Here is a 20,960-nt window from a genome sequence, read left to right on the forward strand (position 1 = left end):
TTGATTTTTTATACTTATTTGATATATATTAAGTCTATCAATAAAAAAACTAAATTAAACAATCGTTCGGGAGCACCGAACCATGCCTTTTGGTAAAGGTATGGTTTGGTGTTCCTTTTTTTGTTTAATAAACCAATTTGGAGGGTTATCTATGTTTGTTAATGAACAACAATTTATCGAAACTCGTACATTTGCTATGTCGAGTCTTTACGAAGCTAAAAACCTGAATCGTTATCTACGTGTAGAATGTATCGGTAATGAGGAATTAACACTAGGGAAAGAAAGTACACTCTGTTTAAAAGTTGTATTTGAAAATATTTTTGGCTATATCCCATTAGATTTGGTTGATGAATATAATTATAAATCGTTAGACAGCTTCACTAATAAGCAGTTTGACGTAATGATTAAAGACATTATTACTACAGATACGAACCTTTATGATGGCGTATTCTTTGTAGCAGACCGTAAAGCTGCCAATGCGATGAAGGTAGAACAGTTCTGGAAACGTGTAGAAACAGGGCAAATCTACGATGCATTAGTAACAGGCGTTGACTCTATGTTTGTATTCCTAAATGTTCATGGCGTTAAATTACGTATGCACAAGAGCGACTACAGCCACACATATATCCATGACCTAAACAGTGAAATTTCTTTAAATGAAACACCAAGTATCCGCGTTCGTATTATGGAAGTTGATAAAGAAAAACGTGACGTACATATCAGTAAAAAAGCGTTAGAAATGGACCCAATACAAGCAATCGGGACTTACAAGCCTGGCGGGACTTACGGAGCCACTATTAATAACATTGATCTTGACCGTAAAGTAATTTTCGTAACATTAAAACCTTATGGATTAACAGCTTTAGCTCAATTGCCAACAGCCAACGTTGCTCGTCATATTAAAAACGGTAGCGAAGTGTTATTTAAAGTAGTTGATGTTGATGTAGCGAAAGGGCATGTGCGCGGCCGTATTTCACTACCATATATGGGGCAAATCGCTCGTTCAGAGCGTCGTGGATTTTAATGTCTGAGTTTAACTTATCGATGGAAGATGTAGCTGTTCAGAAACATACTGAACAGTTACAACCTTCTGGACCATTGGCACCGACTTATAGCGCAACAAGTCCTTACGTGTCACTCAACATTCCGAAAGACGTATTAAAATTCTTACCACCGAACGGGGAACAGTTCTCATTATTTAGTGACCCTTACGCTCAATTGAATTTCTTACGTTCAGACCAAAACGTGATCCGTAATAGTACGTATTGGTACAACGTGAAAATGATGGACAACAACTTTAGTGATTATGAAATCAAATTGCTGACGTTTTTATCTCAAAACCGCGTGGCAACACGTATTCAAATTAACCGCGTCGTATTTGGCGTAACTGAATCAAATGCACGCATTAAAAATCATATGAAAAAATGGATTGAAAACGGTATTCTTGTTCCGTTTAACTGGAATTCACCCATTGCATTAGAAAACCATAAACCCTACCTTTATGCGTTATCTCCAAGTGCGGCTCGCGCGGCTCATGTACTATTAGGTAAAAATGGTTCAACACCGAGCCAATTTAGATTAGTTCCGACTAATTACCTTCCCGGCACAGCACCTTCAATGGCACCATTCTTCCGCCAAGTCATTTCAGCGCAGTTTTATTGTAAGCTGCATGAACTCGATCGCGTTGTTTCATGGTCTGCCAATGAAAGCTACTCAATCGACAGCAAGCAATATATATCACCACACGCAGTTATTAAGACAATTCGCGGAGAAGGGGATATTCGTACTGTTTGGTTAGAGGTTATGCGACCTGAAAGCAACTGGTACGAAACACTTTCTAAACGCTTACGCTTCATCGAAAAAGGCATGAATGTGTTAGGTGATGATTTACGTCCTGAAATTATGATTATGATTGTAGACAATGTTTCACGTATTCCAGACGTGAATAAGCTGATTGAAAAATACGCACCTTCTACAGTCGTTCGCTATACGACAGACGAGCGTTTGATCCAACGTGAAAGTGATGATATTTTCTATATTTACAATGATGTTGACGGCGTTGTACAAGCTCGTATTCCTTTCTTAACAAGAGCTTGGGAGGGCATGACCGCGTCTCAGTATTTTGAAACATTTAATAATCCATATTCAACCAATGTTGTTGAGGACGACGATTTCGAATATTAATCTTATGTAGGAGGCTTTACAACTTGCAAATGCAGAACTTTTTAAAAATCGTCTTAGAAGATAACGACACTAAACAGTTATTAGATATGAAAACGAACTTTCACTTGAAATATAAAGAGCAGGATTATCTCGTCGGGGTATTAGAAGATACTTTAAACTTCTTCCTTTTTGAAAACCAACCCGACTTCGATAATGACGATGAACATTTACTTAGCATTGTTGAAGATAAAACATTAATTGCCGAGTTATTAGAACACTGTCCGGAACGCATTCAATTGACTTATAAGCAGCAAGAGAGCGGTTCAAACATCGTGTTATTCCCGCGCGAAACACTGTAATCAATTTACTTATTCTTTATAACCTTACTGAAGCTTGTTACTATGTGTAGCAAGCTTTTTGTAATTGTACTTAACCCGACCTTATGCTAAAATGTAGTTATATTATTTTTATTCTTTTTCTTTATCTGTTTGCTCAACTATTGGATTGAGCTATCTTTTCTCGAAAAACGCTTATTTTAGCGATTGATGTTTAGGCACACGTATGTCTAAAAACCTTATCAATCTTTAAAATAGGCGTTTTTTTATTGCCTTTTTTTAATGAAAAGATTGAATTACTTGTATTTGACCGCTAATTTCTCGGCTTTTTATCGACGATTTATCGTTATTCGAGCATTTAGCAAAAGTATTTTTTAGGAGGAAGTTTTATGACGAAAGAAGTTCCCGTAATTGTTGATGAAATGAACATCATGCACCAATTACACAAAATTAACGTGAAGGGCATGGATTGGAGAGTATTTTTCAAGTTAGTATCCTCTATCTTGAATACACCGACCCAATCTTATTTCGCTTGTGCGAATGTGTCCGATGATCAGTCTGTTTTCTACAGCAACCGTAAACGATTCTTTAATTCACTTGCAGAGCGCGGTGTGAACTTATTAGAAGGCTTTACTGTACTTGATTTCAGACGGAAAAACATTGAGAAAGGCGTTGACGTTCTTATCGCTTTACAGCTGTATAAGGAGGCATCTAGCGGAGCTAAAGACATTGTTCTTTGTTCAGCAGATAGTGACCTTGTTCCAGCCGTAGTTGAAGCACAGGCCAATGGTGCCCGCGTACATTTAATTGTAAGCAACCATACACCTGCCAAAGAACTGAGCGCGGTTGTAGATCGAGTAATTAGCCTGGAAAGTATCGTTGAAGCATTGGCAGCACAAAAAGCTGTTCGCTACATCGATCAGAACAAGCCTTACATCATTTCTAAATACGACAGAGACTTTGCAAAAAGCCGACAAGGAGTGGTTTACAATGACACAATTACCGCAGTGGCTTATTAATAAAGCCCAAAACAAACGAAACATCATGAGTCAGGAGATCAAGCAAGCTCTTGCTTCGATTGATTCAAAGTATCACAATTTCTTAGTGCTCTTACCTCAAAAAGAGAAGATTGCTTATAAGGAATTTAACGTGAATGGCTATGACAACTTAGGACTTTCAAGTTTCAACAACTCAACGTATGTCGAGGTGTTCAAGCCCTATGTTACAGTCGATGGCCGCTTGAAGATGCTACGTGATGAACATGAAGCTGCTAATAAGCAATTCCATGTACACGCACCGCAGTTCATCCCGTTAGGTGACACTTTAATTTGTTCCGTTACAGTGGATTCAGAGATTTATGGATCTGCTACGGGGGTAATTGAACTCGGGCGTGAGGCTAAAGGTGTGGACCAATCGAATCCATTCGCTAAAGCTCAAACGTCTGCCATTGGTAGAGCTCTTGGTTTTTTAGGTTATGGACTTATTGGGAATGGCGTAGGCGATTCACAATTAGACCTATACTTTGATACGACAGAAACTTCAAATCAGCCGACTAACAATGCCGCGCCTGTTCAGCAAAAACAAACCTTATATAAGTTTGAATTGACTGCACAGGAACCACCTACACTATTAGAGAATGGGGCAAACGGATTGTTATTTAGCCGGGTGTTAGCACCTGATGGACGCGAAGTATTATTATGGTTCCCTTCAAATATGATTGAGGAAGGATCTTCAATTTTCCTTCATAAATCATTTAAGGTAGTCGGTTGGTATGATTCAGCAAATAACTGTATCAATGCCACTGAACTAATAAACGAAGCGGCTTAACCATTTATTTATGACGAGATTACGATACCCGTAACTCGTCTTTTTTTATTGATTAGAGACAAACGACAAATAATTTTTTAAGGAATCGGAGAGAATCTATTATGAACTTTACAACATTATCAATTTCACAAACGGCTTTACATGCTTGCAAACCAGAGAACTTTTTAAATCAAGTGGAAACGTATGAGGGTAAAAACGGACATTTCTATGCACGTGTTACTTTCAAAGACATTGAAACTAAAGGCTATATTTACGTAGCAGGCGGTACAAAAGCGATCGCTCACCACTGTAAAAATGCTGAAAAAGGGACTTCTTGTACGCATACAGTTGTTTTAACAGCTGTCGCAAAGCATTTCGGCCATGAAATTGAACATATGAGCCATAAAGCGAAGACACCTGAATTTGAAACGTTTGAAGCGAATTTTAACGCAGTTTCATGGACTGACAAGAGCGCGGAGTTAGGGATTTCAAAAAGTAAACCAGCACCCGCACCTGTACATACTTCTGTTCAAACCGCTTCAACTACGACGAAACGCGATGCAAATGTTGGTTGGAAAGAAATCCAAGAACACTTAGACGACCAACGTTTTTCTATCGCATTACAAAATAAGATATTCGATAAACGTGAGCTTGTACACGCGACAATTCCTATGCACGATTACTTAATGCCGCCAGTTAAACCCGACACGCCATACAACGGTGAAATGCTTGAAATTGCGATTACGCATATCCTTATGGGCGAGCATTTAATTTTAGTTGGTGATGCTGGAACCGGGAAAGACACGCTAATTAATACAGTTAGCTGGATTTTTGGTTATCCGGTAAATATCGTCGTTGGGAACAAAGACGAATCGAAGGAAACATTAATTGCTGAACCTGCTTTCATTAATAATGAGAGTACATATAAGCTAACAAACCTTACGAGAGCTAGTTTCGAGGGGGGTTTAATTAACTTTGCCGAAGTAAACTTCTTAAAAGGTGATGTGACTTCTGTATTCCACTCATTCTTTGATGATAACGGTGTAATCTCAACACCATTAGGCAGCTACAAGCTACATCCACATACATTATTCTGTGCATCGATGAACGTTGGTGAGGGCTATGAAGGGGTTCAAAAGCTTAACAAAGCATTTAAGGACCGTTTTGCCGTTCTACGTTTAACGAAAACTGCATCATTTAAAGAGCTTATTACCCGTAAAACAGGTTTAGTTGACGTTGCTGCATTAGAGTTCTTAGAAGCCATTCAAGAAGGTTTAAAAGAGCTTCATATAGAAGGACTGGCAACTGATACAGATACGCTACGCGGTTACTTTAAAGCAGCGAAATACTTCCTTACTTTCGGATATAACCAAACTTCACGCATTCGCGCGGTTGAAGCCTATATCCTTAACCGAGTTGAAGAAGTAGAAGAATATTGTGAGGCAAGAGCAGCGGTTCGTGAAGTATTTAATGATATAAAACTTCAAGACTTCCCTGTATCGCCGGACGAAATCTTATTTAATCCAGACTTAGCCAATTAGGAGATAAACGACAATGACAATAACTATATCTGCAAACCGACAAAATCATATTAAACAAGTAAGGGGTCGCCAATTAGTGCGATCCCTTCGTCGTAAGTTCAAAACGAACGACTTTAAGTTTCAATGGGCGGCACCGGGCGTTGAAACGGCTTATTGGGATGGCACAACAATGTACGTTCGGTATGATGTTGAAAACTTTCACCCAACCCGTCAATACACTACCCCGGAACGCTTCATTATCCAAGCTGGACTCGCTTATCATGAAATGGGTCATAAACTGTATGATGATATGAATATCTATCGTCAAATGATTGAAGACCACAGTTCAAATGACGAGGACGACTGGAAAAACAATCGAAAATGGCCTCAAAACATCGTCAGTGACTTAAGTAATTTTTGCGCTGATGGTCGTTTAGAGCATTTTATAAAGCTCGACTATCCATTTACAGCTGATGCGATTGATTTCGTGAACTATGAATGGTGCTTTGTTGAAACCCCGGATGTTGGTAAAAGTAAAGTGGATGATTTCTTTGCTTGCTTATTACGTCGATTATTACAAATGGTCGATGATGCCGAATATATCGAAGAAGCCAAGCAGTTAGTCGATGATAACCAATCATTAATCGATAATATTATTTGCCAACGCTCTACAAAAGATAACTTAACAGCGACTTATGAGCTTTTGAGCGCGGTATGGCCGACGATTTATGAATGGATCCAAGACGAGAAGAAAGATACACAATCGTACAGCATTAATGCTCGTACTAAGAATGAAAATTCGAATACCGAGACGGAACAAAATGAGATTGAGGCGAATTTAGATCGTGTTATGGCGCTTATGAATAGCGAAAGCGAAGATCAGGAAGAACAACCTGAAAATGAAGATAAGCCACAACCACCTGCTAAACCTAATTTCGAAGGTGTATTGGAAATTGCACAAAACGAAATGGCACATGTTGAAGAGCAAGTGGATGATCAACTTGACGCTGAAAACCAGAAGGACAACATTATGTCGGTTGCAACACACCGTAGCCAATATAATGAGTCTGCAAAGGTTATTGAAAGCCAAGTTAAAAACCTTGATGCTGAAAAGTTCTTTTCGATGTATGAGGAAAATCGTCTGAAGGTGAAGGGGCTGAGTAAAGCTTTCCGCCTGCTCCTGCAGCCTGTTCAAGATGAAGAATATATTAGTACCAAAGGCAAACGCATTAAAACAAATCTAATTTGGCGTGCAACTCAATGTAACGATAATAAGATTTACCGTAAGAAAGTCGAGGGGAAACCTGCTGGCAACGTTTATATCGGTTGTATGAACGATATAAGCGGTTCTACGAGCTGTTCTATGGGTAACGACGGTAAACGCGTTATTGATCACATGAAAGAGGCGTTGACGGTTGTTTTAAGTGCTGCTGATGAAAATGCTAATAGTATCTCTACTGAAGCTTTTGCTTTCTATTCAGATTGGAACGATGATACAACAATCTGCCAATTGAAAGATTCCGACAAAATTACACTACGTACAAAAGGTGCGATTGGTGGAGTGGAGCCGGGCTATGCTAACAGGGATGTTGTAGCTTTACAATACTTACTGGATAAAGCAGATAAACAAGATAAAGCGATTAAGCTTGCTGTTATGATTAGTGATGGTTCACCTTGCTTTGTTGGGGATGAGGGCATTGATCTAATGAAAGAAATGATAGCAAATGCTAAAAAGCGTGGAATCGATGTCGTTTGCTTATTCGTAGGTCATGATGAATACGGATATGATATTTCTAAACAGATTTATGGAAACAATGTAGTCCATTCCGAGCGCCAGCTTGTGAAAGACTTTAAAAACATTGTACTTCGTATCATTAAATTGCGACGAGGTTAGTACTAAGCGGTGGTGCATTTTGCGCCATCGTTTTTTGTGTTGATAAGGCATTAACCGTTGATATTACTGCATTTTCGCGCGGTTAATAATAATGCATTAATTAACGATAATAGTAGAAAAAACTATTTGTGTTTACAGTGTGTGTATAATTTGAATAGATTATACACACACTATCACCACTATGTTTTTGTTATTTCAGTACATTTTAGTTCGTGTCTTAACTGTAAAATTTATTGTCTATATGTGTAAAAAATGGTATATTGATATTATATCTATTTGAACTTTTTTTATTTGCATTTTTTCATTCCCCAGGAATGATTATTCTTTAGCACAAATGATTTTTGTGTACATCAAAAACCTTTAAAGGGATTTGTATGTCCAAAAATCATTTGTGCTTTTTTGCGTTCAAATTTTTATACGACATAGATAAAGGCACTCTGCATTGGAACGCTATTTAAGAGATTTCTTAAATAAGTCGGATCGAAGTTATCCGGACTAGAGTGAACGGTGAATTAATTATGAATAAAAATACGACAAGAGATACTGTAAAAGCATTAATTGTTACTGCACTATTTTTAGCAGTAATCGGAGGGGCAGCATTCTTCTCATACAATGTTGATGCATTAACAGCACTTAAAGAATGGACGGAGAATACTTTTAATGGTTTACAAGGACCGTTCATCGTCTTAACACTGGTTTTATTAAGTGGTTCAATTGGTATGAATGTTTTAGGTTATTACTTAATGGCATTATCTGACCAAGACTACAGATTAATGAATGCTCAAAATAACGATGAATCGAGAGATACTTCAAATGACGGCATTATTCGTCGCTTGTTAGCAGGACCATGCTTCTGTCGTGAGGTTTATAACGGCCTTAGCGTTACAGGTATTATTGTGTTACAAATTGCTGAAGTATTCACTCAATGTGTAATTTCGATTTTCGTTGTGAACTTCGTTATGTTGTTTACGAATAACCTGTGGATTGTATTAGGAGTATTCCTTTTTGTAATACTAATTACGTACAGACCTGTTATGTACTTTGTGGAATGGATCTTTACGAATGGTAAGTTACCATTTTTCAAAAGAACTAAAAATTTCGATTTTAAACGTGAAGGTGACGAAGAGAAGATTAAATCATGGAATATCGTAGTAGGGGCAATATTTACTGTCTATACTGTGGTTATTACTATGTTAGGAATTATCGACCAAAGTATTTTAACTGTATTGAATGAAGACAACAATTTACTATCAACTTTAATGATTGGTAGTGTAGGCGTTATTACGTCTGCCTTACGTGCCGCAAAAGGCTCTTTACGAGTTCTTTAAGGCAAAGAAAAGCAAGTCCAGGGGGTACTTTAACCTAGACTTGCTTTTCGCTTTTAATGCGCTATTTAGGGCTTTTAGAGCGTTAATCCTGTTGACATTTCCAATCTTTAACGGTTTAATAGAAATAGAAATAAAAAACGACCTGAGTTGGTAGCTCAGATCGTTGACAGCGACTCCCCGACTAAAGTGATTCGCTATTAAATATTATTTACAAATCAAAGTATACAATACGTATCTATTGATTTGCAACACAAATGTTTTATTTTAATAATGTTTTTTAGCAGATTTAAACCTTAGCGGTGGTGTACGGAAGATAAAAAATCGTATGCTGCTTAATATATGCTTGACGAATAATAGAATTTATTCAATAATTGTAATCAATATTGAATATTAGCAATCTTATTTTCTATTTGATCGGAAGCACCGGCATACGAAATTCAGTTTCGTATGCCTTTTTTGTTGCCAAAATTAAGGCGTCGCTGTTATAAATCGCTATTTTGCTAGAAAAAAGCATGAAAAAAAGACGATGGTTCGCAGCCGTCGCCTTAGTAGCACTAATGCAATTCGCAGTTGCATTAGTAAGACAGAAATAATCGTGTTTTAGAGCTTAGTTTTAGAATGATTCGCAGTCATTCTGGTAAGTCGTTAAGACCTACACATAGAATAAAAAACTAAAATTTATCCTTTCGAAAAAAAACATTTTCGTAAGGCGTCTTTAATATTGTCTTTTTTATATAATTACTATAATTTTAGCTTTTTTATTCGCAAATTTCAAGGCTTTTACACTAATTTTCTGTCTTTCTGTAATTTTTACCAAACAAACAGAAAGAGGGCTCTTTATGACAAAATTTAGTTTTTTTGCAGAATTATTTATAATTTTCAAAAATCTATTTTTCACTACCCTTTGTTTTCTAGAAGGGGAGCGAAATTATGTTTCCACTTTATAACCAAATTGACCCACTAAAATACATTAAAATTTTACATCGTGATACAGACGGTTACGTAACATTTTTGCGTAAATATCAACATAGTGATTCTGTTCATCAGCAGCATGTTTATTTAGATGACATTACACCTGAAATGATTCGCTCATATGTATGCTATGACTCGTATATTTCACTTAATAGTTTTTACCGTCCTTTACGTCGTAACAATCAGCTACGCACAATACATAACTTTTACATCGATATTGATTGTCACAACTTAGGATTAAAGCCTGAACAAGTGTTGGAGGTCCTTAAAGCCGATTACTTTCACTCGAAGCTACCAGAACCGAATGTAATTTTATATTCAGGACGTGGTTTCGCTTTAGAATGGCATTGTGAACCTTTAAGTGGACTAGCTATCGACCGTTGGCGTAAAGTTCAGCGTAAAATCTTTGAGTTACTTAAAGATTTTGGCGCCGATCCATCGTCTACATCCGATGCAGCACGTGTATTCCGATTACCTTCTTCAATTAATTCTAAGTCGAACGAAATTGTCCGTTATGACTATTTACATGACCGACTAATGGATTTAAAAACATTTACTACATACTTTTCAAACAACACAGATAAAAAAGCAGTTGAGCACGTAAACTATGCAATTCAATCAAACGCAGATAGCGATTCATTAGACCGCCCAAAGAAAAAATTACCTAAGTGGTTTACAGTAAAGTCATTATTAGCAGGGCGTTTAAATGACCTTGAAACTCTTATCAAATTACGTAATGGGAACATGAAAGGCCATCGTGAGCGTTTGCTATTTGTTGCGCGCCATTACACATATTTGCTAACTGGAAGTAAGGAGCAGGCTGTTCAGAAAATTGAGGAACTGAATGGTTTATTTGTTAAGCCTTTAAAATCGGGTGAGGTTTACAATCGTACAATAAGTGCGATCCGCTATGCCGATACAAACGACCACTTACGCTTATACAATGAAACTCTGATTGAATGGTTTGAAATTACAGAGGCAGAAATGCAACACCTGTCAGTCCTCATATCCAAAGAGGAAAAACAACGTCGTAATCGTAAAGCCAAAGAAAAAGCTCGTCGTTTGGCAGGGGGTAAATCAAGAGAAGAATATAATCGACGCCGTTCAACTAAGCTTTTACGTTTATTAACGAAATTGAAGCTAATCCGCGCTACGTATCCTAAAAGCACAAATACGGCAGTCAGCGAGCTTTTGAAGGTATCTAAAAGTTATGTAACAAAGCTTATGAAGATGCTTAAAGAAGGGGTTCTCGATAAACTGCTCCAAACTTTAAAGAGTAAACCGAAACCAGCTGTTGAATCAGCTATTACAACAACTAATGAAATGACAACAAATGTAGTATCTAAAACTAAAAAACCTAAGTCGAGTGCAATAATGCCCTTTGTTTCAAAAGAAGTATTGCTCGAATATCAGTTGAGTGCCGCGCCCCGGCTCCATAATTGACTGCGTTAATACAAACCAATTGTTGATGCCGTAAAGCTATGAAAATCGTTATTTACTCGTACTAGCTTATTTTGTTCACTGGTAGTTCAGCTTATTCTTAATAGAGTTTCATAGTATTACTGCCATGTGTATATTAAATAGATTTATAGCAATTTATTAACCCTAATTAATCTATCCATTTCGCTATATAAATAAACATTTATATGCCAGGGTAGATTAATAGCATACAAATGTTTACTCGTTATTCAGCTTATTCTTAATAGAGTATCCATAGAATTTCCCCAGTAATAGAGTATAGCTTTATATATTTATAGCTTTATATATTACTAGGATCTAATTTGCTAATTGAATAGATTGATAGCTTTATATGGGGACCATTTGTACATAATCATTTAAAAAGCTATTCAATCAATGTTTATAAATATAAAGACTTTTAAACAATTATTAAGCCGTATTATTTTATTGGGCGCGGTGTTTGTAGCTGGAAGGGGCTTTTTCATGGAGAAATTACAAAAGGTTCCGGAACAAAGACTACAGCCTATTTAAGCATTTTTAAAAACATAACATTTATCTGCCAGTGTTGAACTGGTTCGCAGCTGTAACTATGGATAAATCAAGGACAAGAAATTGCCTGAGCAATGGCAGTCTTTCGCATGGTTCCAGATAATTTGAAAAGTTAATACCAAAAGAATTGAGCGTTTAAAAAAGTTGTTAATGACAAATTTAATTTTATTAGCTATACTAATTCTATTAACTTTTATGACTTTTTTATTTTTTAACATACCTTTATTCCACAGGAATAGAGTTCTTTTATTGAAAACGCTCAATTGAGTGATTGTTATGACTTTATTTGTCATGCCTTCATTTAATCGAGCGTTTTTTTGCGTCTTAAAGGTTAAATTTTTTTAAGGGGGCTATTTATAATGGCGAAAATTAGTCAAGAAAGCATTGACCTAATTAGAAATGTACCAATGGTTGAAGTTGCACAAGCGTTAGGATTACCAATGAAGCAAATCGGAAAACAGATTTTTATTCCTTGTCCTAATCCTGATCACGCTGAAGGTGCTATGGAACATTGCTGCATCGAAACACGAAAGAATATCATGAAATGTTTTACTTGTACTGATACATCGGCTAATAATGCGATCGGCTTTTTTGCTTGGCATAAGTTTGGTAAGTCTGATGGTGTATTCAAGCAATCAATTCAAGGTATTGCAGAGCTTTTAAAGATTGAAATTTATGATGAAACAGGCAAAGTAATCGTTGCTGGTAATAAAGACTACGTTCCTTCTGTAAAAGTCGTGAGCGAAAGTTTACAGCCACAAGAACCACGTATTTTAGATGCTGTATATCGAGCATTTTTAAATCTGTGTCCTTTACGTACTGAACATCATAAAGAGTTATTAGAGCGCGGCTATCGTCAAGATGAATTGAATCTATATATGTTTAGATCAGTTCCAACTTATGATGAATGGCTACCAATTTACAAAACGCTCATGGAGAAAAATTATCCTCTTGAACGAGTACCAGGATTCTCTCAAATTTTTCAACCCGATTATTACAAACAGTCGAAATTCCCTGCTCATTTAGGTGAAGCGGGTGAAATTTCTACGGAAAAAGGCGTTGTTAAAGGCAAATGGCATTATGTTTGTACGAGTATGAAGGGCTATTTTATTCCTGTATTTGATGAATACGGGTATATCATTCGTTTACGTATTCGTAAAGACGAGGGATCGCCTAAATACATTTGGTTCAGTTCTCAGCACAATGTTGAAAGTGAAACCAATATTAAGTATTTAAGACGAAATGGTGCTTCAAGTGGAGCGCCAATGTCTATCGCTGTGCCTCCTGCAGTAATGAAAGTATGGTCGAAAGGGCGACACATTACAGAAGTTTGTCCTATGAAGTCATTACTCGTAACTGAGGGAGAGCATAAAGCATACATCTCGTCTAAAACATTTGGTTTACCGGTTGTGGGTCTTCCAGGAGCCGGGAACTATGAGGAATTTCTAATGAGATTGCAAGAGTGGAAATATGTTAAGAAGCTAATCACTGCTTATGACATGGATACGTGCGTTCTGTTCTAAGCCCAATACATTGTAGAAATACAAGTAGAAAAGCCTAGGAATAGCGATACTTTCTCTTATATAGAGAAAACGTTATTTAACTCATTTTCTGAATTGGTAGGTGAAATCCCTACTTAACATGAAAGCAGGCATGGTTACCCTAATACTCCGACATGCGAGATGAAATCCTAAAACTCATTTTGTATGAAGCTCGGTGAAGTCGCAGAAAAACAGACCTGAAAAGCGGTTAGTGAAATATGCGGGGGGCTAGTAATTGTCATGGCGAGGTACACTTTATAAAAAAGTTGAAACGAATACCCTTACTAACGACTCGTAATGTCGAGTTTGGCGAATAACAAGCCATTCGGTCTTGAAAAAGATTTTAGTTGTGGTCATAATCTGGTGTCCGATTATGACGACTTTCAACCAATATAGGTTGTTAGCTTCAAATCCGCCTGCTGTGGGTGAAGAAGTAACTAACGGGTTAAAGGGTGCGCCTAAAACAATGAAGTAAAGCTAAGAAAATGGGAACAGAAGAAGCTAGTTAGGTGGAGTTTGTAGGAGAACTATGAAACCTCGATGGTAGGAAATGACCATTTAATACTAGTGGCAGCAGCCCGTAGTAGCGTTGAAGCAGAGTAATGCCTGTGGAGCAAAGGGGCATAGTCTTAATTACATTGCAAACAAGATATTACGTCAATTAAATGGGATGCCGTTGTGCAAAACCGATTTTTCAAAAGGAAGGAGTGATTCTTCCTAATGATACGAAACCATTTTATAAGAAATGAAAAGGATTTAAGAAAATTCCAAGATGAATTATATTCAACAGCTAAAAAGAAAACTGACGAAAACAAGAGGTTACACTTCAAGGACTTGTTAGAGGTCGTCTCGTCCAGAGTAACTATCACAACAGCCATACACAACATTAAAGCCAATAAAGGAAGTAAAACGGCAGGTGTTGATGGTATGAAGATTGATGATTACCTGCAGAAAGGTTACGAAACAGTAATCAACGAGATTCAATCGCTCATTTTAGACTATAAGCCACAAATGGTAAAACGTGTCTATATCAATAAAGCCAACTCAAATAAGAAGAGACCTTTAGGTATACCAACTATCATTGACCGAATCATTCAAGAATGCGTTCGATTAGTAATAGAGCCAATACTTGAAGCACAATTCTTTAAACATTCATACGGCTTTAGACCATATAGAGATTCTAGTCAAGCAATTGCCAGAACGAAATCATTGGTTTCAACTACCGGCTACAAATGGGTGATCGAAGGCGACATTAAAGGTTTCTTCGACAACATTAACCACAGAAAACTTCTTGAAAGCCTGTGGAACATGGGAATAAAAGATAGAAGAATTTTAATGATAATAAAAGCCATGCTTGAAGCGGGAATATTAAATGAGAAGGATAAAAATAACATAGGCACACCACAAGGAGGAATTATCTCTCCTTTACTGGCAAATGTTTACCTTCACTCCCTCGACACATGGGTAACAAGAGAGTGGGAAAATAAGAAAACGCGACATAATTACAAGGACAACGACAGCAGATTACGTGCACTAAGAACGTCATCCAACCTTAAACCTGCGTATTTTGTAAGATATGCCGATGATTGGATTCTAATTACAGATTCAAAAATTAACGCTGAAAAGTGGAAATATAGAATCGACCACTACTTGAAGAACACATTAAAAATCGAACTATCTGAGGAAAAGACTTTAATCACTAACATTACTAAGCGAGCCATAAGTTTTCTAGGTTTCGAGATAAAAGCTATGAAAAGAGAAAATAGCGGTAAGGTGAACAAAAAATTAATAACAGTTTCCAGACCTGACAGACAGAAAGTTAAACAAAAGGTCGCTGGCATTAAGAAATTAATACGAGATATTAAGTCTTGTGAAACCAGAAAGGAAATCGTTCACCAAATCAATATTATTAACCTAACTATTAGAGGAATTATCCAATATTACAACAATGCAACCTTAATCAATAAAGAATTAGCTAAGTACTCACATCACCTAGCGTTCATGGTGACAAGGTATCTCCGAAGGCGAATAAACGTAGAAATAGTACCTGCAAAATCGGTGAACAACTTATTGTCTGTTCACGAAAACCGCAATCAACTAATTCCAGCTATTCGCTACAACGGACTTCTAATCGGTGTTACAAATATAGGTTTCTGTTCTTTCCAAAAACCAACATATAAAAACCCATTAGAAACGCCTTACTCCGAAAATGGAAGGACACTCTACCAATCAAGAACTGGTAAGAAGCCACTGAAAGAACGAGCAGACGAACTAATCACTGCTCAGTTGTCTAAGAAAACTTTAATCAACAACACTTTCCGAAATTTCGAGTACGTTATGAATCGCTGTTACGCTTATAACAGGGACAAAGGTAAATGTCGCATATGTGGTGAACACGTCAGAACATATGAAGTGAACACACATCACATCAACCGCAAATTACCAATCGCCCTAATTAACAAGGTGAATAACCTAGCTACAACACATGAAGGTTGTCATAAGATGATTCACTCTAATAAAGACTTTTCTAGCATAGTAAGTCCGAAAACTTGGAAGAAAATCTTAGTACTTAGGGAAAAGGCTACGAAATAAGACGTTAATGCTTGTAAGCAAAATTAAGATGGAACGCCGTATGCGATGAAAGTCGCACGTACGGTGTGAGTGGGGGGAAAATGAGTAACCTTAACAGGCGAGCTGAAGGCGAAAATTACCTATCCAGCCCGTAATGGGTAGACGCTATCTTCGATTCCTCAACCTAACGGTCGGATAGAAGACGCGTCACATCCTTCAATCTAAAGACGACACATTAAAAGGGCAGAAAAAAATGCAGTCCCTTTATAACATTGTTCGTGATTTTTCAGTTGAAGTATCTAAATTAGATATTTTAAACGTGATCTGGACTTGGAATATTGAAGATGGCAAGGGGCTTGATGATTTAATTAAGAATCGTAAGCTGCCTATCGAATTGAGTTTAAGAAATGGCTCAAAACGCGCTGTTACATTCCAAAACATTCACGAACTTTAATCATGATAATAATAAAACGACAAATAAACTTTAGGAGAGATATTGAAATGAACGTAATTACAGCGGTAGGACGATTAACAAAGGATGTTGAATTAAAGCATACTAGCGGCTCAGGTATACCTTATGCACGCGTAACGCTTGCGGTGAACGATGGTATTTTTAAAGACGGTAAAGAAGGTACTGACTGGATGCCCCTATTGCTATGGCAAAAAAACGCTGAAAATACTTCTAAGTATGTAGGCAAGGGGAGTCTGGTTTCAATACGTGGTCGTTACGAGTCTAATAATTACCAAGGTCAAGACGGCAAAACCGTTTATGGCCATGACATTGTTGTTGAAGAAATTCGTTTCTTAGATAAAAAGGAAACGTCTACTCAACCTCAACAGTCGGCTGATCCTTCTATTGCTAATCAACAAACTCAATCACAAGCTTACCAACAGAATCAGCAACCGTCACAACAGGGTTATAATCCTGCTGTTTCAAATGCTGGCTCACCTGATGGCTTCGGTTTTAATCGTTAATTACAAACTACAACACTAATCTGACAAAAATAATTTATAGAAAACGAACAGTCGAGCTTATTTTAGCTTATTAGAACTGTTCGTTTTTAAAATAGGAGAGAATATATATGAAAATCACATTAAAAAATAAAGAAGTTATCGTTAAGGAAATTCGTTCATTATCAAAGAACGCTAAAAATGATGTTATCAAAGTGACAGCTGCAGAGGACCATTTGGTATTACAATCCGGGAACGGTGATATTTTTGCATCGAAAACTGTTTTAGATAGCATCGTTGGTAATGATGAATTAGTTACTATTTTTACGGTTGAACAACCAGGTGAAATGCTATTGGATTTACAGTTTTTAAGCGTACTTTCTAACTTAGTGGAGGACGAAGTTGTATTATCAGTCGCGGATAATGCTCTTAACATTCGAACTACATCGGTTAATTTAAAGCTTAATCTAAAATCTGATGAAGTATTTACGCCAGCACCGACTTGTGAACTAAAGCCATATTTGCCAACACTTCCAAAAAGCTTCTATACGGAGCTTTTACAAAACATAGGTTATGCGTGCGAATCAAGTGATAAAGCATCGCGCCCACAACTTAGAGGTATCAACCTTGTTTCAAATGGGGAGCGTTTAATCGCTACAGGTACAGATAGTCGCCGCGCTGCATTGTTCAATATCGAATTAAAAACTGACGAAATCCCTTCAATCGTTGTGCACAATAAATACTTATCAGACGCGTTATCATTGTTTAGTGAAGAAGAAATCTTATCTGAAATCGGTAATGGTTTCCTTGTATTAAAACAAGAAAATGTAACTGTATATGTAAAACTGTTAGATGGTACTTATCCAAATGTAGCACCATTATTCAGTATTTCGGAAAAGTCATTTAGAGCACAGGTTGATGTAAAATCACTTAAAAATGTACTAAAATTAATCGACTCATTCAGTGGTATTTCGAAAGAAAAGGACGATGCTAAAAAGATCGTTCGTTTCTCAGCTGTAGAATCGGGCTTAAACGTACAATGTATTCACCAGGGCGGTGAGTTCAGTACTGTTTTACCGATTGCGTCAGTAACCGGAACATTACCTGAAACGTTTAACGTCAACGTACAATTCTTGAAAGAGGCAATTGCTACAGGCAATGAAACGATCATCTTAACATTTGATGGTCCAAAATTGTATGTCAGCACAGTTCCTTCATTACAACAAGTGATTATGGGTACACGAATTTAATTTTTAAACACGACAAATACGAATAAGCCGCTTTAAAGAACGGTTCTTACGACACTTTATTTTCATTCAGCTTTGCTAATGGAATAGAGTGTCTTTTTCTTTATTGCGAGCAACTAAACATGACAAGGTGGAATATTAAATTATGAAAAAAACAACTACAACTTCAAACATCGAAAAATTAGAAATGCGTCTTAACAACAAACATAAATCTTTCTTTTACCGTCACTTACGTTCAAAAGGTAACTTTTTATCATTCAATGAGGAAAGTAAGGAACATCATTATGCTGTAAATGTAGATGCAGAATTTTTAGAGGAAGTTTTAGAGCCAACCGCTTTCAACGGATTAGCAACACTATATGTAACGATTCGTGATGGCGCGGTAAAAGTGTTAAAAGCTTTCTAAAAGCTATTTTTAAGGAGAATATACGAGATATGCAGTGGTTTATATACCGCTGCTTTTTTTATGTGTGCCAGGCATGGCAACTATCTAGGTGGTGAAAGTCCACTGTGGGGGTACACATCGACCAACCACTAAGGAAGCGCAAGGTACTTATCGTGAGGTAAGGGCTGGAGGAAGCGTGGAATAAAATCTTGGCTCGACGAACAGAAATCTGATACCAAGGCTCTACAAAGGGATAAGGCTCCATAACAAGTCAAAGTCCAAAAAGATGTGCGTAACTTTGTAGGGTAAATCAGGCGAGTAAAAGAGGAAAGATAGTTGTCTTACCCTGGGAGGTCTTGCGGATGTACATAAGTACAGTCGAAAACGGTTAGTCGCAAGAAGTCAGCAGAAGCCATAGTAATGACCTTTGGTCATGAAGGGCTGAACAATTTATAGTGTTTCAACGCCACGAATGCGTAAGTGACGAACTCCGAATGTGTTAATGGTGAAAGCATGAGCGTATCTCAAAGGATAACCAAAATGGAGATATTACTTACTACGTGAGAGGGAAGGAGAAACGAGTGTGCAACTATTGGAGAAGATTCTAAGTAACCAAAATATGAATGAAGCTTACTTACGCGTCTATAGAAATAAAGGTGCAAGTGGGGTCGATGGAATAACGGTTGATGAACTGAAAAAGTATCTGAAAGAGAATAAAGATGAGCTACGTCAGCGCATCAGAACAAGAAAATACCAACCACAAGCTGCCTTACGAGTGGAAATCCCAAAAGAAAATGGAAAGATGCGCAAACTGGGAATACCAACAGTAGTGGATAGGGTCGTTCAACAAGCTATACATCAAGTACTTAGTCCGATATTTGAAAAACAGTTCAGTGAATACAGTTACGGCTTTAGACCAAAAAGAAGTTGTGAGATGGCAATTATAAAGAGTTTGGAATTTCTGAATGACGGATACGATTGGATAGTGGACATTGACCTTGAAAGATTTTTCGATACTGTCCACCATGATAAACTCATGCGAATTATATCCACTACAATAGATGATGGAGATGTCATTTCTTTAATAAGGAAATACTTGGTCAGTGGGGTTATGGTAAATGGCAAATATGAAGAAACACCAATTGGAACTCCGCAAGGAGGAAACCTCAGCCCACTGTTGAGTAACATTATGTTGAACGAACTAGATAAGGAACTTGAAAGTAGAGGACTCCAATTCGTGAGATACGCGGATGACGCCCTTATCTTCGTGAAGAGTGAGAAAGCCGCAAATAGAGTGATGGAATCAACCGTGAGGTTTATAGAAAAGAAATTAGGATTGATAGTTAATGTAGAAAAGAGTAAAATCGCTCGCCCAAAAGATTTGAAATTCTTGGGATTTGGATATTATTTCGATTCCAAAAACAAGAACTATCAAGTAAGACCACATCCAATGTCAGTGCAGAAATTTCAAAGAAAGCTTCGCCAACTAACAAAGCGAAACTGGAGCATACCGTTAGACTACCGAATATTGAAACTAAAACAAGTCATATTTGGATGGGTAAATTACTTTAGAATCGCAAATATGAAAACCGCAATGGGCCGAATTGATGAGAAGTTACGCTCAAGAATAAGGGTAATCATTTGGAAACAATGGAAAGTACCGAGGAAACAGATAAAGTCGTTAATTCAACTAGGGATACCTGAAGAAGAAGCCAAAGGCTTAACATACTGTAGGAAAGGTTATCGGTATATCGGATTATCGAAAGTTGTTCAAAGAGCAATCTCAAATAAAAGGTTAAAGCAGAGGGGCATACCCTCTGCTTTAGAACGGTACTTAGAAGTCTACACTGTAATATAAATTGAAACGCCGTATACGTGAACCGTACGTACGGTGTTGTGAGAGGGGCGAAAATAAGTTAACTTATTTTCTCTCTACTCGATTAAGGAGATAGATGAACTATGACGACTAATTATCAATTAATGCTAGATTTTATAGATGGAAAACACACTTTATGGCAGGTGACGAAAAAGACAGATGTTACTTGTCGCCAATTAGCCGATCGCCATTATTCTAGGCAGACAGTAGGGGCCACGAGTTTTTGCCGACCAGGAAAGAATTACGTATTGCGTACAGCTGCCGGTGATGCTGTTTTGTTGGTTGGTACTCTAAATTTCGTGACGATTGCTTTTCAGCGATTGAATGCACCTTATTTCGTAATGAAAGTGAGCATTTGAGCAGT

17 protein-coding genes are annotated in these 20,960 nt (G+C 37.2%); all 17 read left to right on the forward strand.

The window, feature by feature from the left end; translation table 11 throughout:
- Window positions 1–151 precede the first annotated feature (151 nt).
- The 17 genes from B5473_RS05695 to B5473_RS05775 all read left to right on the forward strand — a co-directional run bounded on the left by B5473_RS05695 (window position 152) and on the right by B5473_RS05775 (window position 20,955).
- The gene (locus B5473_RS05695) at window positions 152–1,024 is read left to right on the forward strand and encodes a S1 RNA-binding domain-containing protein (protein ID WP_065217421.1); all 873 of its coding nucleotides are present in this window, start codon (window positions 152–154) and stop codon (window positions 1,022–1,024) included.
- Entirely contained in the window at window positions 1,024–2,184 is a 1,161-nt protein-coding gene (locus B5473_RS05700; RefSeq protein WP_079524026.1) for a hypothetical protein, read from the forward strand. The genes B5473_RS05695 and B5473_RS05700 overlap by 1 nt, the downstream gene beginning before the upstream one ends.
- A gap of 23 nt (window positions 2,185–2,207) precedes the next feature.
- Window positions 2,208–2,522 carry a hypothetical protein gene (locus B5473_RS05705; RefSeq protein ID WP_079524027.1) on the forward strand — a complete coding sequence of 105 codons (315 nt, stop codon included), beginning with the start codon at window positions 2,208–2,210 and terminating at the stop codon, window positions 2,520–2,522.
- A gap of 365 nt (window positions 2,523–2,887) precedes the next feature.
- Window positions 2,888–3,517 carry an NYN domain-containing protein gene (locus B5473_RS05710; protein ID WP_079524028.1) on the forward strand — a complete coding sequence of 210 codons (630 nt, stop codon included), beginning with the start codon at window positions 2,888–2,890 and terminating at the stop codon, window positions 3,515–3,517.
- Window positions 3,489–4,325, forward strand: coding sequence for a hypothetical protein (locus tag B5473_RS05715; RefSeq protein ID WP_079524029.1), 837 nt, complete (start codon window positions 3,489–3,491; stop codon window positions 4,323–4,325). Before B5473_RS05710 ends, B5473_RS05715 begins: the two co-directional genes overlap by 29 nt.
- A 101-nt stretch (window positions 4,326–4,426) precedes the next feature.
- Window positions 4,427–5,845, forward strand: a complete 1,419-nt coding sequence (locus B5473_RS05720; RefSeq protein WP_079524030.1) for an AAA family ATPase — start codon at window positions 4,427–4,429, stop codon at window positions 5,843–5,845.
- 13 nt (window positions 5,846–5,858) lie between these two features.
- Complete coding sequence (locus B5473_RS05725; protein ID WP_079524031.1) at window positions 5,859–7,718, forward strand: hypothetical protein; 1,860 nt, start codon at window positions 5,859–5,861, stop codon at window positions 7,716–7,718.
- Between the two features lie 500 nt (window positions 7,719–8,218).
- Complete coding sequence (locus B5473_RS05730; RefSeq protein ID WP_176142026.1) at window positions 8,219–9,046, forward strand: hypothetical protein; 828 nt, start codon at window positions 8,219–8,221, stop codon at window positions 9,044–9,046.
- A gap of 930 nt (window positions 9,047–9,976) precedes the next feature.
- Window positions 9,977–11,461, forward strand: a complete 1,485-nt coding sequence (locus B5473_RS05735) for a hypothetical protein (protein ID WP_079524033.1) — start codon at window positions 9,977–9,979, stop codon at window positions 11,459–11,461.
- Window positions 11,462–12,384: 923 nt separating this feature from the next.
- Window positions 12,385–13,548 carry a toprim domain-containing protein gene (locus B5473_RS05740; RefSeq protein WP_079524034.1) on the forward strand — a complete coding sequence of 388 codons (1,164 nt, stop codon included), beginning with the start codon at window positions 12,385–12,387 and terminating at the stop codon, window positions 13,546–13,548.
- Between the two features lie 738 nt (window positions 13,549–14,286).
- Window positions 14,287–16,158 carry a group II intron reverse transcriptase/maturase gene (gene ltrA, locus B5473_RS05745; protein ID WP_079524035.1) on the forward strand — a complete coding sequence of 624 codons (1,872 nt, stop codon included), beginning with the start codon at window positions 14,287–14,289 and terminating at the stop codon, window positions 16,156–16,158.
- A gap of 232 nt (window positions 16,159–16,390) precedes the next feature.
- On the forward strand, window positions 16,391–16,591 hold the full coding sequence (locus tag B5473_RS05750; protein ID WP_065217213.1) for a hypothetical protein: 201 nt from the start codon (window positions 16,391–16,393) through the stop codon (window positions 16,589–16,591).
- Between the two features lie 47 nt (window positions 16,592–16,638).
- Window positions 16,639–17,112 (forward strand): single-stranded DNA-binding protein, encoded by a 474-nt coding sequence (locus B5473_RS05755; protein WP_176142027.1) that lies wholly within the window; start codon window positions 16,639–16,641, stop codon window positions 17,110–17,112.
- 107 nt (window positions 17,113–17,219) lie between these two features.
- A complete protein-coding gene (locus B5473_RS05760) occupies window positions 17,220–18,338 on the forward strand; it encodes a DNA polymerase III subunit beta family protein (protein ID WP_079524037.1) in 1,119 nt (372 codons plus the stop codon).
- Between the two features lie 142 nt (window positions 18,339–18,480).
- The gene (locus tag B5473_RS05765; RefSeq protein ID WP_065217216.1) at window positions 18,481–18,741 is read left to right on the forward strand and encodes a hypothetical protein; all 261 of its coding nucleotides are present in this window, start codon (window positions 18,481–18,483) and stop codon (window positions 18,739–18,741) included.
- A 562-nt stretch (window positions 18,742–19,303) separates the two neighbouring features.
- Entirely contained in the window at window positions 19,304–20,578 is a 1,275-nt protein-coding gene (gene ltrA / locus B5473_RS05770) for a group II intron reverse transcriptase/maturase (protein ID WP_079524038.1), read from the forward strand.
- A gap of 101 nt (window positions 20,579–20,679) precedes the next feature.
- Window positions 20,680–20,955: a hypothetical protein gene (locus B5473_RS05775; RefSeq protein WP_079524039.1), complete on the forward strand. Its 276-nt coding sequence runs from the start codon at window positions 20,680–20,682 to the stop codon at window positions 20,953–20,955.
- Window positions 20,956–20,960: the final 5 nt, after the last annotated feature.

Source organism: Solibacillus isronensis (genome assembly GCF_900168685.1).
GTDB classification, from domain to species: domain Bacteria; phylum Bacillota; class Bacilli; order Bacillales_A; family Planococcaceae; genus Solibacillus; species Solibacillus isronensis_A.